This window comes from Streptomyces zhaozhouensis (genome assembly GCF_900230195.1).
In the GTDB taxonomy this organism is placed as follows: Bacteria; Actinomycetota; Actinomycetes; order Streptomycetales; family Streptomycetaceae; genus Streptomyces; species Streptomyces zhaozhouensis.
Genome location: NZ_OCNE01000008.1, coordinates 14,970 through 30,496 on the forward strand (window position 1 = coordinate 14,970; position 15,527 = coordinate 30,496).

Genomic DNA, 15,527 nt, shown 5'->3' on the forward strand with positions numbered 1-15,527 from the left:
TCAGCCGGCCGAGGACCGGCGGAACCACGCGACGGTGCGGCGCAGGCCCTCCGTGACGCCCACCGTCGGCGCCCAGCCGAGTTCCCGCCGCGCCCTGCTGATGTCGGGGCGCCGGCACCGCGGGTCGTCGACGGGCAGGTCGATGAACCTGACGGGGGACGAGGAGCCGGTGAGCGACTTCACCCGCCGCGCCAGGGCGTCGATGCGGTACTCCTCCGGGTTGCCGAGGTTCACCGGGCCCACCAGGTCGGAGCGGAGCATGGCGGCGATCCCCGCGACCAGGTCGTCGACATAGCAGAACGACCGGGTCTGACTGCCGTCGCCGGAGATGGTGAGCGGCTCCCCGGCCAGCGCCTGGGCGATGAACGTGGGTACGGCCCGGCCGTCGCTGTGCCGCATTCGGGGGCCGTAGGTATTGAAGATGCGCACGATGGCCACGTCGACGCCGTGTTGCTGGTGGTAGGCCATCGTCAGCGCCTCGGAGAAGCGCTTCGACTCGTCATAGACGCTGCGTGGACCGATGGGGTTGACGCAGCCCCAGTAGCTCTCCGGCTGCGGATGGACCTGCGGGTCGCCGTACACCTCGCTGGTCGAGGCGAGCAGCAGCCGCGCGCCCTTGCGGCGCGCCAGCTCCAGGGCGTTCCACGTGCCCTGGGAGCCGACGCGCATGGTGGCCAGCGGCCGGTTCAGATAGTCGACGGGCGAGGCGGGCGAGGCCAGGTGCAGCACGGCGTCGACCGGCCCCTCCACCTCGCACTCCTCGGAGACGTCCGTCGTCCGCAGCGACAGCCTGCCGTGGTCGGCGAACTCCAGGTTCCGTTTGGAGCCGGAGGAGAAGTCGTCCAGGCAGACGACCTCGGCGCCGGCCCGGAGAAAGTGCTCGACCAGGTGGGAGCCGACGAATCCGGCGCCGCCCGTGATCACGACGCGTTCGGGCGCGGTGCCCGGGGGGCGGTGTGCGTCCGTTGCCGCCATGTTCCCTCCTCAGCGAGTTCCTGAACATGCCCTTGCCGTCCGGGCGTCGCCCCGCGACGGCCCGCGGACGGGCCTCAACCGTGGCCGACCGTGGCCCGGAACAGCAGGTGGTCCATCCCGTCGGGGAACGACCGGTCCTCGACGCGGACGTTCTCGAAGCCGGCCAGCGTCAGCGCCGCCGTGACCTCCCGCGCCCGCCGCGGGTAGAGCCGGAGCTGGCGGAACCAGGTGCCGACCAGCCGGCCCGAGGCGTCCAGCTCCTCGTACCGGAAGGTGCAGGCGAGCACCCCGGTCTCCGGCGTATAGCGGGACTGCTCGCTGACGTACAGGGAGTGGTCATCCAGATAGTCATGGATGTCGTGCGCCCGGGTGAGCGCGCCCGTCGCCCCGGCGAGCGAGCCGAGATACTCAACGTCGAAGCGCGACACGTCCAACAGGATCTCCGTCTCCGGCTTGCCGACCCGGCGACAGTTGGCGAGCAGCTCGTCCAACTGCGTGTCGTCCAGGAGGTGCGAGATCAGGTCGTACGGCATCACGATCGCGTCCGCGGGCCCGGTGTCCGGCAGCGCGGGCAGCGTGCACCGGTGCAGCTCGGCCCGCCCGTCCAACTCCTCCTCGGCGAGGCGCTCCCGGAACCTGCGCAGCATCCCGGGGGAGCCGTCGACGCCCACGACACGGTGGCCGAGCCGGGCGAACGGCAGCAGCACGTCGCCGATGCCGCACCCCAGCTCCAGCACGGTGGAACCGGGCGCCAGGTCGCGCAGCTCGGAGAGGTACAGGGGGCCGACCCGGGGAGAGATGCCCAGCTTCCTCTCGTAGAGCTCGGGGTCGTAGAACTCGTGCAGGCTCATGGGGGACTCTCCCAATCTGGCGCTGGTGCAGGACAGGCCGCTGACGCCGAACGGGCCGCCGGTGTCGCACGGGCCCGCAGGACGCGGGGCCCGACGCGGGGCGTCGGGGCCTAACGCGGGGCGTCGGGGACGGGCGGCGGGGCGTCGCCGTACTCGCTGTTGGACATGCCGCCCAGCCGGTACCGCAGCGTGGGCTGCCGCGTGCAGCGGACCGGCACGTCCAGCGCCACCAACTGCTCCAGCAGGATGTCGTCCTCGCCGAGGCGTTCGGCGATCTCCCGCCGGCTGCGGGGGCGGCGGAAGGCGAGTTGACCGAGCAGCCGGCGCTCGAAGAGCCACTCGCCCATGTCGACCATCCCCCCGCCGCCGTCGGGCAGTGCGAACGTGAGGCCGTCGCGGATCACCGGGTCCTCGCCCATGACGCCCGCCGCGCACAGCTCCCGGAAGCGCCGCTCCGAGTCGGGGCCGGGCGGCAGCCAGGGGAAGCGGGTCACCGGCGTCGGCCGGCCCTCGGCGTCGACGAGGGTGCGCCAGGAGTGCACGGCGGGACTGCCCGTGCCGACCGCCAGGTCGAGCAGGCTCGACAGATGGTCCTCCTCCCACTCGTTGTCGTCGTCGAGGAACGCCACGAAGTCGCCCGTCGTCCCGCGCGTCGCCAGGTCGCGCAGGGCCGCGATGCGGTCGAACGGGTCCTCCCACGCGGCGTCGCCCCGGTCGACGCGGACCACCCGCGCGTCGAGCGCCGCCGGGACGTCGGGCACGGGCGCCGTGCCGTCGAGCCAGAGGGTGGTGCGGATCCCGGCGGTCACGTCCTGCTTGGCGACGCTGTTCAACGCGGCGTCAAGGGTGGGGCGGGTGCCCCGGGTGATGACGACGACGTCGATCACGGGGGGCGCCGACTCCGAGGCGGCGGCGCCCCCCGCCGCCGGGAGCGGCCACTCCCGCGCCGTCGTGGGCCGGCCCAGCGCGGCGGCCAGCCGCTCCACCCGCTCCGGCGCGGCGAGGAAGAGCTGGTGCGGCACCACGACACCGGTCGCGTGCCACGCCCGGGAGTGCGGGACGCAGGGCGCGGTGTCGCGCGCGAGCTCCGCGTACTGCTTCACCGTGGCCGGCCGGTAGAGCGGCCCCTCGGGGACCGGCGGGTAGACGCGGTCCAGCGTCGCGCCCGTGCGGGCGTGCGCCTCCCGGAGCACGTCCTGTGGCGGGCGCCCGTCGGGGACGCGCAGCGCCAGCCCGTAGAACGTGCCGCCGCCCAGCACCCCCTCGTCCGCCGCGACCTCCCAGCCCCGGTCCGTCATCAGCGCACGGAAGAGCGCCGCCCGTTCCGCGCGGAGCGCCGCCTGGCGCGGGAACCTGGCCAGCTGGTCGAGCAGCAGCGCCGCGGAGGTCTCCGGCAGCGCGTGGTTGGCGCCGTGGAGCAGATACGCCGGCTCCAACTCGTTGGCCGCCTCCGGCTCGGGCAGCCGGGTCCGCCGGCGCGAGTCCATCACCAGCGAGTCCAGTCGCGCGGCGATCCCCGGATCGTCGGTGAGGACCGCGCCGCCCTCCGCGCAGGTGATGATCTTCGTGGCCTGGAGGCTCATGATCGAGACGTCACCGAGCCCGCCGAGGCGTCGCCCGTGCGCGTCCGTGCCGAACTGGCTGTGCGACACGTCCTCGATGATCGGCACGCCGGGCCAGGCGGCCCTGGCGCGGGCCACGTCGAACGCCTGGGCATAGAGATGGATGCCCAGCACGGCGCTCGGGGCGGCGGCGAGCCCGGCCGGGTCGCCGCAGGGGGAGTCCTCGGCCGCGTCGAAGTAGACGGGGCGGGCGCCCACCCGGAAGACGGCCGTCGCGCAGCTCACCCACGTGGTGGCGGGCATCGCCACGGTGTCGCCCGGACCGATGCCGAGCGCGTGCAGCGCGACGACGATGGCGCTGGAACCGTTGGTCGTCAGCACGGCGTGCGCGCGCCCGGACAGGTCGGCCAGCGCGCGGGCCGCCCGTTCGTTGTCCGAGGACCAGACGCTGCGGGCGCCGCTCACCGCGAGCCGGCCGCTGAGCAGCGGCCGGGCCAGCGCGCGCACCGACCGTTCGTCCGTCTCCGGCCACTCGGGCCAGGCGGCGCCGGTGTGCGGGGCGGTACTTCCTTCGACAGGCACGGGTGACTCCCTCTCCTGGATCAGGACTGGTGAGGCGGGTGCGAGACCACGGTCAGCGGCAGGGAGGGCCGCGTCGCGCCCGGGGAGGGCGGTCGCGGCGTGCCCTCACCGGTGACGGCGGGGCAGTTCGCCGGCGTCAGCCGCACCGTGTGCTCCGCGTAGCCGGGATGGGTCTCGGCGTCGAAGTCCACATACCTGTTGCGGTAGCACCAGTTGCACTCTTCGAATCGTTTCGAAAGACCCTTCTCCCAGGCCGCGTGCTCGGCGCGCAGGTCCTGGTAGGAGGGGCCGTTCCAGATCTCCTCGAACGACGCGGTCCTGAGGTCGCCCAGCAGGTAGCTCTCGCCCGGCTGGCCGATGAGATGGTCGCAGAAGCCCACCCGGCCCGCGTAGTTGACGTAGCAGTACATCCACGGGTGCGTGCAGGTCTTGGCGGTGTGCTCGGTGAGCGCCCACTCCTCGTCGAGCGCCGCGTCGATCCGCACCTCGGTCCCCGTCTCCTCGGCGACCCGCGCCGTCTCCGCGAGGGAGGCGGCGAGCCGGTCCCGGTGGAAGCGGAGGTTGTCCGGGTCGTCATGGCCCAGCGTCACGGGATTGAGATGGACGCGGAATCCGAGCCGCCCGGCCAGCGTGACGATCTGGCTCAGCTCCTCCAAAGCGGCGGCCTGCACGACCACGTTGAGGTGAACGTTGTCCGTGCCGACCCCGCTGGCGCGTCCCTCGTCCGCCAGTATTTCGAGGTTCCGGACGATCGTCTTGAACTTGGCGCCGCTGCGGAGGGTCTCGAAGGTCTTCTCCTCGCCCGCGTCGAACGAGACGGCGATCAGCGCCCGGTTGCGCACCAGATGCCGCCACATCTCCTCGTTCGGCACGGACAGGTTCGTCACGATCCGCACGCGGCAGCCGTAACTCAGCGTTCTGTCGACGAACTCGGGAAAACGCTTGAGGATGGTGCTTTCGCCCCAGCCGCGGAGATCCACGATCTCCGCCGTCGGGAACAGTTCCTCGGCGATCTCCTCGAACAGCTCGAAGCTCATGTTCTTGGAGCGGTCGAACGGGCCGCCTGAGCGGCACATCGGGCAGGAGAAGTTGCAGTTCTCCGTGAGTTCGACGAAGAGCGCGCGCGGTCGGCTGCGGAGCCTGGCACGTCCCTCCTCGAATTCCCTGAGGTTCAGGACACGGTTTTCTTCGCGGGTGAGCATGGCTGGTCCCCGACCGTCGTTGTGGCGCGGAATTGTCGCACCGGCTGCCGCGTGCGGGCGCCGGCTAGTACGTGATGTCAGAGAGGTGGGTGAGCGGCCACGCGGCCGGCTCCACCGTGAACGCACGGCTCGCGCCGGCGGCGTTCGACCCGCCCGCCGGTCTGTCCAGCGCGGTGAAACGGAACTGGTGGAACTCGCGGCGCAGCGCGACCGTGTGCGTCCAGAAGGGGCTGCCGGCCCCCTCAAGGGCCGCCGCCAGCTCCGGGTCCGGCACGGCGGGCGGCGCGGTGGCCGCGTCGCTCAGGACGATGACGCGGCGCGCGCAGCGCAGCGCCTCGGCGATCACCCGGCACGCGGTGGCCTCGGGCAGCGCCCGCCAGTAGTCGGTGAGGACGGCCACGTCCGCCTGCCCGTCCTCGAACGGCAGCCGCGTCCCGAGCAGCCGGTAGGACCGGCCCTCGACCTCGTCGGCCGTCGGGCCGACGGTCAGCGTCGGCGCGGGCAGGGACGGGGGCCAGGCGTCGGCGGCGCCGATCAGCAGGGTGGTCTCCGCGCCGGCCAGCGCCTCGGTGGTCCGCGGCAGCGCGGACAGGTGCGCCGTGTCGACGGCCTCGGGGGCGAGACGGTCGCGGAACCGCGTCAACGCGGGCAGCGCCGCGCGGGCGTTCACGATGTCGAAGCTGCACACGGCCTCCACCTCCAGCGTGGGGTGGCGGCGGAGCAGGACGAGGTCGTTGCGCCGGTCCCGCAGCAACTCGGTGTGCCGGTCGCGGGGATGCGGCTGGTGCAGCGCGCGGGAGTCCGGCAGGAAGACGGTCGGCAGCCCGGCCAGCGACAGGCGCAGCCCCAGCTCGACGTCCTCGACGCCCTTGACGTCGAAGTCCTCGTCGAAGCCGCCGACCGCCTCGAACGCGTCGCGCGGGACGCTGACGTTGCAGGTCCAGAAGAACGCCCAGTCGCTGCTCCTGGGCTCGGCGAGCAGCTCCGTCAGCGGGTCGTGCAGCAGGCCGACCGTGGCGGCCTTCGCGAAGACCTCGGGCGCCGACTCCCAGTTCCATTCGCCGCCGATCCGCAGCTCCCAGGTCTCCGGCGTGAGCTCCCTGCCGTGGGTGTAACCGGAGGCCGCCACCCGCCGCTCGCGCTGTGTCGCGAGATGGACGGCCAGCATGTCGGGATGGGCGAGACAGTCGACGTCGAGGAAGACGAGGAGCTCCGCGGCGGCTAATCGGGCTCCCTGGTTTCTGGCCCCGGAGGCGCCCACCGCCTTTTCGTTCCTGACCACCTGGAGATTGAGCGAGGACAGTGCTGCCGCCGATTTCCGGACAAGTGCGCGGGCGTCCTCACGAGATCCGTCGTCGACGACGATTACCTCGAAGTCGGTGGTGGGGAGCGTCTGTCGGGTGAGGCTCCGAAGAGTTCTGAGGAGTTCTTTCGGTCGATTGTGCGCGGGTACCACAACAGAAACGTCGGTCACGAGGACACAGCTTCCTGTGTGAAGTAGGCGGGCATCGAACAGCCCAAAGGCGAAAAGAAGCGTAGGCATCTAGTTGCCACTCGGTCAAGGGCGCCATGACGCCCCCTCAGATTCCGCCGGATTGCTCATTTCGTCCGGTTTGGCCGTGGCCGCGGTCGGTATGGCGGGAGGCGTCCCACCTGCGTGGATGCCAAACCCTTGTTCTCCCATATGTTTTGCCCGGCAGGTGCGCGAAGCGCCCGGAAAAGGTCGCCCAGTTACCGCGCGATGAACGAACAATTACCGCAGTGAGTTCAGGGCGTCCTGAAGGTGCGATAAACGGCTGCTGACACGCCGCTCCGGCATGATCTATGGTGACGCGAATGGTGGATTCGCAGCTGAATCTTGAGATCCCCGACTCCCGCGGCCCGAAGCGCTATCTCCTGTGGATGACCGCCCGCCAGCGGCGCCGCGTCGCCCTCGACACGGTCCTGGTCAGCGGCCAGATGGTCGGCCTGGCGCTGATGCCCTACCTGCTGGCGCGCACCATCGACGACGGACTCGGCGACGGGGACTCCGCGACCTCCGGCGCGCTGCTCGGCTGGGTCGCCGCCCTGCTGGGCGTCGGCGTGCTCAACGCGTGGCTGGGCGTCCTCCGCCACCGCACGATGACCCGTATCCGCATGGACGCCATCTACCGCACCGTGCACGCCGTCGTCGCCCACGCGATGCGCCTCGGCGCGGCCCTGCCGCGCCGGGTCACCGTCGGCGAGGCCGTCACCATCGGCTTCGGCGACGCCGGCGTGATCGCCACCGTGCTGGCGGTCATCGGACCCGCGATCGGCGCCGTCTGCGCGTACGCGGTGGTCGCCGGGCTGATGTGGACCGTCTCGCCGCCGCTGGCCGCCGTCGTCCTGCTCTGCGTGCCCCTGCTGGGCGCGCTGGTCGGCCCGCTGCTGCGGCGGCTCCAGGCCGTCGAGGCGACATACCGGGAAGGACAGGGCGCGCTCGCCGCGCGGATCGGGGACCTCGTCGGAGGGCTGCGCGTCCTCAACGGCCTCGGGGGCAAGGCGGTCTTCGCCTCCCGCTACCGCGAGTCCTCGCGCGCGCTGCGCGAGGAGGGATACCGCGTCGGCGCGGTGACCAGCTGGATCGGGGCACTCGGCGTGGGCCTGCCCACGCTCTTCCTCGCCGTCGTGATGTGGCTCGCCGCGCGGATGGCGGCCCAGGGGGACATCACCGTCGGCGAGTTGGTGGCCGTCTACGGCTACGCCGCCGTCCTGGTGGTGCCGGTCTCCTCGCTGATCGACGTCGGCCACGACTACGCGCGCGGCCTCGTCGCGGTCGGCCGGGTCGTGCGCTTCCTGCGGCTGGCCCCGGACGGGCCGGCGCCCGCCGGCCGCGCCGAGGCGCCGGCCGCCGAGCCGCCCGCCGGGCCCGCCGTCCTGCACGACCCGGACTCCGGCGTCACCCTGGCGCCCGGCGCGCTGACCGCGCTGGTCAGCGCCCGCCCCGCGGAGTCGGCCGCGGTCGTCGAACGCCTGGGCCGGTTCACCGGCTCGGCCGCCACCTGGGGCGGTGTCCGCCTCGACGCGCTCGCGCCGGAGCGGGTCAGGGCGCGGATCCTCCTCGCCGACAACGAGGCCGACCTCTTCGCCGGAACGCTGCGCGACGTCGTCGCCGGCGCCCGGGACGCGGACCCGGCGGCGGTGTCCGCCGCCCTCGCCGCGGCCATGGCCCGGGACATCGTGGACGCGCTGCCCCACGGTCTGGACTCCCGGATCGAGGCCCAGGGCCGCAACCTCTCCGGCGGCCAGCGGCAGCGTCTCCGGCTGGCGCGGGCGCTGCGTGCCGACCCCGAGGTGCTGCTTGCCGTCGAGCCCACCTCGGCGGTCGACGCGCACACCGAGGCGGCGCTCGCCGACGGGCTGCGCGCCGCCCGCGCGGGCCGCACCACCGCCGTCACCACCTCCTCGCCGCTGCTGCTCGACCGGGCGGACACCGTGCACTTCCTCGTGGCCGGCCGGGTCGTGGCCACCGGCGACCACCGCGGCCTGCTCGCCGAGCACCCCGACTACCGCCGGCTCGTCGCCCGCGAGGCGGACGCCCCCCGCGAGGCGGACGCCCCCCGCGACGCGGCCGCCCAAGCCCCGGCCACGCCGGAGACCGTCCGATGACCGCCTCCGGGGAGCCGCACGACGGCCAACTGCCCGTCGCACCGCCGCCCGAGGTGCGCCGCGCCGCCGTCGCGCTGATCCGCGGCGACCGCGCCGCGTTCACCGCCGCGATCGTGCTCAACGCGCTGGCCGCCGTCGCCGGCCTCGCCGGCCCCTGGCTGCTCGGTCGCATCGTCGACGAGGTCGACTCGGGGGCCGGGCCGGCCGGCGTCGAACGGCTCGCGCTGGCCATGCCGGTCTTCGCGCTGGCGCAGATCGTCCTGGCCCGTCAGGCGCGCCACCTCGGGCACCGGTTCGGCGAACGCGCCTCCGCGCGCGTCAGGGAGCGCTTCGTCGAACGGGTCCTCGCGCTTCCCGCCTCCGCCGTCGAACGCGCCGGCGTGGGCGACCTGACGACGCGCGGCACGACCGACGTCGCGGCGGTCGGCCACACCCTGCGCGACATCGGCCCCGAGATGTTCCTCGCGGCGACCCAGGCGCTGCTCGTGCTGGTCGCGGTCTTCCTCGTCCACCCGCTGCTCGGCCTGATCGGGGTGGCCGGGCTCGCCGGGATCTGGTTCGCCGTGCGCTGGTACCTGCGCCGGGCGCGGGCCGCCTACCTCGCCGAGGGCGCGGCGACCTCCGCGCTGGCGGAGCAGTTGTCCGCCACCGTCGGGGGCGCTCGCACCGTCGAGGCGCTGTCCCTGCGACGGCGGCGCCTGGACGTCTGCCGGGAGGCGGTCGCGACGAGCCGGGGCACCAGGGAACGCACGCTCTTCCTGCGCAGCGTGCTCTTCCCCGCCGTCGACGTCTCCTATGTCCTGCCCGTCGCCGGGGTGCTGCTGCTCGGCGGCGCGCTGCACGAGCACGGCGCGGTGAGCCTGGGCTCCGTGGTCGCCGTCGCCCTCTATCTGCGGCAGCTGGCCCAGCCGTTGGACGTGATCCTGCAACGCCTGGAGCAGTTGCAGAGCAGCGGCGCCTCGTTCGCCAGGGTCGAGGGCGTCGGTGCTCTCCCGCCCCGGCGGCGGGGCGCGTCGCCGGTGCCCGCCGACGACCGGATCGAGGTGGCCGACGCGCGCTTCGCCTACGACGGCGGCGCCGACGTGCTGCACGGCGTCGACCTCGCGGTGCGGCCCGGCGAACGGCTGGCGGTCGTCGGCCGGTCCGGCGCGGGGAAGTCGACGCTCGGCCGCCTGCTGGCCGGCATCGACGCCCCCCGCTCCGGCACCGTCGCCGTGGGCGGGGTGCCGATCGCGGCGCTGGACCCCGCCCGGCTGCGGCGCCAGGTCGTGCTCGTCACCCAGGAACACCACGTCTTCCTGGGCACCGTCCGGGACAATCTGCGGATCGCCGCCGAGTCCGCCGACGACGGCCGGCTGCACGCGGCCCTGGCCGCCGTCGGCGCCGACTGGGTCCGGGAGCTGCCGCGGGGCCTGGACACCGTGCTGGGCGCCGGCGGCCATCGCGCCGACACCGCGCAGGCCCAGCAACTGGCCCTGGCGCGCGTGGTGCTGGCCGACCCGCACACCGTGATCCTCGACGAGGCCACGGCGCTGCTCGACCCGCGCACCGCGCGCCACACCGAACGCGCCCTCGCCGCCGTCCTGGAGGGCCGCACCGTCATCGCCATCGCGCACCGCCTGCACACCGCCCACGACGCGGACCGGGTGGTGCTGATGGAGAACGGCCGGGTGGTCGAACTCGGCACCCACGCCGAGCGGATGGCCGCCGGCGGCGCCTACGCGGCGCTCTGGCGCTCCTGGCACGGCGCGCCGCACGACGCGCGCCGCGACACCGCGCGCCCCGGCGCGCGATGAGCGCCCCCCGAGGCCCCGGGCCCCGCCCGTCCACCGCGCGCGTCCTTCACGTCCGTCGCGTCCGTCGCGTCCGTCGCGCCGAGCCCGTTCCGGCACAGCCCGTTCCGGAACAGCCCGTTCCACCGAGCCCGTTCCACAGAAAAGGGGAGTCACGGCCATGCGTGTGAGCATCGCGGAGTCCGCCGACCATCTCGCGGCCCTCTACGGACTCGGTCCGGGGCCCTGGACGTTGCGCCCCGTCGCGCGCGGCGCGACGGGGCGGGTGTGGCGGCTGTCGGGGGAGGGGGAGGGGGCCGACTGGGCGGTCAAGGAGCTGCTCTTCGGTTTCGACGCCGGGCAGGTGCGCGACGAGGCGGCGCTCCGGGACGCCGCCGTGGCGCGCGGCGTCCCGGCGCCCCGCTTCCTGGCCAGCCGCGACGGGAGCCACACCCCGGCGCTGCCCGCGGAGTTCGGCCCCGGCCACGTGAAGCTCTACGAGTGGGTCGAGGGCGTCCCGGTCGAGCCCACCGCCCCCGACGTCCTGGACTGGGTGGGCGCCACCCTGGCCCGGATCCACCTGGCGGGGGTGGCGGCCCGTGAGGCCCCCGACGACTGGTACCAGCGCGCCCCCGGGGCCGACGACTGGACGCGACTGCTGGCCGACGCGCGCGCCGCCGGTGCCCCCTGGGCCGGGGACCTCGCCGCGTTCCACGAGAGCTCCGTCGCCGCCCTCTCCCCGCACATCGCGCCGGCCGCCGACGACCAGCTGCTGGTCTCCCACCGCGACCTCCAGCCGCAGAACGTGCTGCGGGACGCGCGCGGCCCGGTGCTGCTGGACTGGGACGACACCGGGCCGACCACCGCCGAACGCGAGCTGGCGAGCGTGCTCTACATGTGGTCGGGCCGGCAGCGTCCGCGCGCCGAGGCCGCCCGCCGGCTGTGGCGCGCCTACCGGGACGCCGGCGGTCCGGGACGGGTGCGCGACCTGGACTCGTTCTCCGCGTTCCTCGCCGGCACCCTCAACTTCCTGTATGTGCAGGCGCGTGACGCCGTCAACCCCGAACTGGGCGCGCGGCAGCGCGCGTTCGCCGACGCGCAGGTGCCCGCCTTCCTGCCGGACATGCCGCGTTCCGAGACGCTCTCCCGACTCGTCGAGGCGGTCGACGGCACCCCCTGACACGCCCCCCTGACACGGCCCCCGACGCGCCCTTTGACGCGTTCCCGGGGTCCGACCGCGCGGCGGCACCGCGCGGCCGGACCCCGGGGGGCGAGGGTCAGCGGGCCGGCGTCAGCGTGACCGCCCCGTCGGCGGCGGTCACCGGCGCGCCGTAGCCGTCGGGGCCGGCCAGCAGCGCGTGCCAGGTGCCCGGCGCGCGCACGGCACGGACGGTGACCGTTCCGCCCTCGCGGGTGGTGTGGAAGACCGCCTCCGGCTCGCCCTCCCGCCGGCCTGGGACGCGGGTCACGACGGTCTCGCCTTCGGCCGGGGCGTGGACGCGCAGGGTCACGCCGTCGGCCCAGTCGTAGACCGGGGAGTCGTCCCGGCCGCCGAACGGGACGACGGAGCCGGGGCGGGCGAAGAGCGGGAGGCTCTCGAAGCCGTACCGTTCCCGCCGCCACCCGGGGCCCTGGACCTGGCGGCCGGTCAGCAGGTGCGTCCAGGTGCCGGCCGGCAGGTAGTACTCGACGGTGCCGTCCTCGGAGAAGACGGGGGCGACCAGCAGGTCGTCGCCGAGCATGTACTGCCGGTCCAGCGTGCCGCAGGCCGGGTCGTCGGGGAACTCCAGCACCATCGCCCGCATCATCGGGGTGCCCTGCGCGGCGGCCTGCCGGGCGGCCCGGTAGAGATAGGGCATCAGCCGGTGCTTGAGCCGGGTGAAGTCCCGGGTGACCTCGACCGCCTCGTCGCCGTAGTCCCACGGCACCCGGTAGGTGCCCGCGCCGTGCAGTCGGCTGTGCGAGGACAGCAGCCCGAACTGCACCCACCGCTTGAAGACGGCGCGGTGCGGGGTGTTCTGGAAGCCGCCGATGTCGTGGCTCCAGAAGCCGAAGCCGGACAGCCCCAGCGAGAGCCCGCCGCGCAGCGACTCGGCCATCGCGGAGAACGTCGAGTCGCAGTCACCGCCCCAGTGCACGGGGAACTGCTGGCCGCCGGCGGTGGCGCAGCGCGCGAAGAGCACCGCCTCACCGGCGCCGCGCGCCTCGGCGAGGACGTCGAAGACGACCTGGTTGTACAGCTGGGTGTAGTAGTTGTGCATCCGCTCGGGGTCGGAGCCGTCGTGCCACACCACGTCGGTCGGGACCCGCTCGCCGAAGTCGGTCTTGAAGGCGTCCACGCCCTGTTCGGTCAGCGCCCGCAGCTTCCCGGCGAACCACTCCCTGGCCTCGGGGTTGGTGAAGTCCACCAGCCCCATGCCCGCCTGCCACATGTCCCACTGCCACACGTCGCCGTTGGGCCGGCGGACCAGGTACCCCGCGCGCATCGCCTCCGCGAAGAGCGGGGACTTCTGGCCGATGTACGGGTTGATCCACACCGAGATCCGCAGGCCCTGCTCCCTGAGCCGGCCCAGCATCCCCTCCGGGTCCGGGAAGACGTCCGGGTCCCAGGTGAAGTCGCACCACTGGTACGCCTTCATCCAGAAGCAGTCGAAGTGGAAGACCCCCAGCGGGATGTCGCGTTCGGCCATCCCGCGCACGAAGCGGGTGACGGTGGCCTCGTCGTAGTCGGTGGTGAACGAGGTGGAGAGCCACAGCCCGAACGACCACGCCGGCGGGAGCGCCGGGCGCCCGGTCAGCGCGGTGTAGCGGTCCAGGATCTCCTTCGGCGTCGGGCCGTGGATGACCAGGTACTCCAGCGTCTGGTCCGCCACGGAGAACCGCACCTGGCCCACGTCCTGGGAGCCCACCTCGTACCGGACCTGCCCGGGGTGGTTGACGAAGACGCCGTAGCCCCGGTTGGTGAGATAGAACGGCACGTTCTTGTACGCCTGGTCGGTGGCCGTCCCGCCGTCCGCCTGCCAGACCTCCACCGACTGCCCGTTCCTGGTGAACGGCGTGAAGCGCTCCCCGAGCCCGTACACCAACTCGCCGACACCCAACGACAGTTGCGCCACCGAGTAGTGGCGCTCCCCGCCGACCAGGGTGAAGCCGGTGCCGGGCCCCTCGGCCGTGGTCAGCCTCCGGTCCCCGGAGGTGAACTCCAGCCGCCACGGCCCCGAGGTGTCGACCCGCAGATCTAAGGAGCCGCTGCTCAGCTCGACCAGCGCGCCGTCGCGCCGGGTCTTGGGCGCGTGGTCGGGCCGCTCGGCGAGCGCGAACTCGGGACCGCGCGGGAGGCGCCCGGCGTGATGCGTCATCCGCACGGCGATCACGCCCTCGGCGGGGGAGGAGCACTCCACCGTGAGCAGCGCGGAGTCGATGGTGTTGTCCCGGCTGCCGACGTGCTGGACGGCGGAGTACAGCGTCAGCCGGTCGTCCTCGACCACGGCCTCGGCGACCTCGGTCGCGTACACGTCTTCGGCGCGCTCGCGGAGCAGCCAGTGGCCGTCTGAGTTCTTCACGAGTTCTCCTTCTCATCGGAGCAGGCGAATCAGGGAAGAGCCGCGAGGCCGTTCCCTGGATAAGTCGAAGGATTATTTCGGGACGGCGGAAGCGCCTTTCTGGCGGCGCGTGGCGTTGACCATATCTCCTGTCCGCCCCGCTGAGAAGCGGGTGTCCGGCAACGCGGGCCAGGTCACCCAGGGTTCGGCCGCGCCGGAGTTCTTCGCGTATCGCCATGAGCGGCGTGTTTGCAGTGGTTTCCTGCGGTGTCGGACATCGGCGCACGGGAGAGGCGCGCGACGGAAATAACGGCCGGGCGCGGAATGCGGTTCTCTCACCCGGGTAACTCGCCGGGAACCGCGTGGTCATGCGCGGTTCTTTTTTCGGCCTCGTTCGCGGAATTCGGAAAGTCGGGGTCGCCGGTGCGGAATTGTCAAGAGCGCGTGGGCGCGCGTGAGGGGGTGGACCCCTCCTCGGGTCCACCCCCTCACGCGGCGGGGCGCCGGCGCGCGTCAGCCGACGGCGATCCCCAGGGGCGCGAGCACCTCGCGCAGGGCGGTGCGGGTCGGCGCGTCGAGCGGACGGGCGGGGGAGCGGACCGTGGCGTCGGCGATGAGCTTGCGGGCGACGAGCACCTCCTTGTGTATCGCCCAGGCCCAGCCCTGCTGGAGCCCGTGCAGGATCAGCGGCAGCAGCCGGGCGAAACCCTCCCTGGCCCGCGCGCGTTCGCCGGCGGCCCAGTCGTCGAGCACCGGGCGCAGCAGGTCGGGGAACTCGCAGGCCGGCATGGTGCCGATCGCGCCCCTGGCGTACTCGTCGAGACAGAACTGCGCGTTCTGGCCGCCGAGCACCGCGAACCCCTCGCCGCCCGCCGCCTCCACCACGGCGGTCACCTTCGGCGGCGTCGGGGGCGCCTCGACCTTGACCGAGGTGACGCCCGGCACCTCGGCCAGCCGCGCCAGCGTCGCCGGGGTCATGGCCACTCCGGTCACCCCGGGCGCGTCCTGGACCATCACCTCGCACGGGGTCGCGGCGGCGACCTCCTCGTAGAACGCGACCAGCTGCGCGGGCGTCGGCTTGACCATGTACGGCGGCAGCACCATCAGCGCGGCGGCGCCGTCCTCGGCGGCGGCCCGCGCCTGCTCCACGGCGGTGACCGTGGAGGTCGCGTTGACCCCGGCCACCACCGGGACGGCGCCGGCCGCGACGTCGACGACCTCGCGCAGCACGCGGGCGCGTTCCTCGGCGGTCAGCGCGAAGGTCTCGCTGGCCATCCCGGAGACGGCCAGCCCGTCGACGCCGCTGGCGAGGTTGAACTCGACGACGCGGCGCAGCGAGGGGAGGTCGAGGGAGCCGTCCGAGGCGAAGGGCGTGGCCAGGATCGGCGCGAGCCCGTGGACGAGGGGCATG

The 15,527-nt window shown here is 73.6% G+C and carries 10 protein-coding genes; 3 read left to right on the forward strand and 7 right to left on the reverse strand.

All coding sequences use genetic code 11. The features are described from left to right. The 5 genes from CRP51_RS13175 to CRP51_RS13195 form a co-directional block, all read right to left on the reverse strand. Nucleotides 1-975: a UDP-glucuronic acid decarboxylase family protein gene (locus CRP51_RS13175; protein ID WP_097231352.1), complete on the reverse strand. Its 975-nt coding sequence runs from the start codon at nucleotides 973-975 to the stop codon at nucleotides 1-3. 74 nt (nucleotides 976-1,049) lie between these two features. Then, entirely contained in the window at nucleotides 1,050-1,826 is a 777-nt protein-coding gene (locus CRP51_RS13180) for a class I SAM-dependent methyltransferase (protein ID WP_097231353.1), read from the reverse strand. Nucleotides 1,827-1,936: 110 nt separating this feature from the next. Beyond that, nucleotides 1,937-3,970: an aminotransferase class I/II-fold pyridoxal phosphate-dependent enzyme gene (locus tag CRP51_RS13185; RefSeq protein ID WP_097231354.1), complete on the reverse strand. Its 2,034-nt coding sequence runs from the start codon at nucleotides 3,968-3,970 to the stop codon at nucleotides 1,937-1,939. A 20-nt stretch (nucleotides 3,971-3,990) separates the two neighbouring features. After that, nucleotides 3,991-5,172 carry a radical SAM protein gene (locus tag CRP51_RS13190; RefSeq protein WP_097231355.1) on the reverse strand — a complete coding sequence of 394 codons (1,182 nt, stop codon included), beginning with the start codon at nucleotides 5,170-5,172 and terminating at the stop codon, nucleotides 3,991-3,993. A 64-nt stretch (nucleotides 5,173-5,236) separates the two neighbouring features. Continuing rightward, nucleotides 5,237-6,715 (reverse strand): glycosyltransferase, encoded by a 1,479-nt coding sequence (locus tag CRP51_RS13195; protein ID WP_097231356.1) that lies wholly within the window; start codon nucleotides 6,713-6,715, stop codon nucleotides 5,237-5,239. A gap of 293 nt (nucleotides 6,716-7,008) precedes the next feature. On the opposite strand from CRP51_RS13195, the gene CRP51_RS13200 reads away from it, so the two are divergent. From CRP51_RS13200 to CRP51_RS13210, 3 genes are all read left to right on the forward strand, one after another. Further along, nucleotides 7,009-8,802, forward strand: coding sequence for an ABC transporter transmembrane domain-containing protein (locus CRP51_RS13200; RefSeq protein WP_097231357.1), 1,794 nt, complete (start codon nucleotides 7,009-7,011; stop codon nucleotides 8,800-8,802). Then, nucleotides 8,799-10,598 carry an ABC transporter ATP-binding protein gene (locus CRP51_RS13205; RefSeq protein ID WP_097231358.1) on the forward strand — a complete coding sequence of 600 codons (1,800 nt, stop codon included), beginning with the start codon at nucleotides 8,799-8,801 and terminating at the stop codon, nucleotides 10,596-10,598. The genes CRP51_RS13200 and CRP51_RS13205 overlap by 4 nt, the downstream gene beginning before the upstream one ends. 157 nt (nucleotides 10,599-10,755) lie before the next feature. Continuing rightward, on the forward strand, nucleotides 10,756-11,754 hold the full coding sequence (locus CRP51_RS13210) for a phosphotransferase enzyme family protein (RefSeq protein ID WP_097231359.1): 999 nt from the start codon (nucleotides 10,756-10,758) through the stop codon (nucleotides 11,752-11,754). Between the two features lie 97 nt (nucleotides 11,755-11,851). Here the strand turns inward: CRP51_RS13210 and yicI are convergent, their stop codons facing one another. Then, the gene (gene yicI / locus CRP51_RS13215; RefSeq protein ID WP_097231360.1) at nucleotides 11,852-14,137 is read right to left on the reverse strand and encodes an alpha-xylosidase; all 2,286 of its coding nucleotides are present in this window, start codon (nucleotides 14,135-14,137) and stop codon (nucleotides 11,852-11,854) included. A gap of 492 nt (nucleotides 14,138-14,629) precedes the next feature. Then, a complete protein-coding gene (locus tag CRP51_RS13220) occupies nucleotides 14,630-15,526 on the reverse strand; it encodes a dihydrodipicolinate synthase family protein (RefSeq protein ID WP_097231361.1) in 897 nt (298 codons plus the stop codon). Between the last annotated feature and the right edge of the window lies 1 nt (nucleotide 15,527).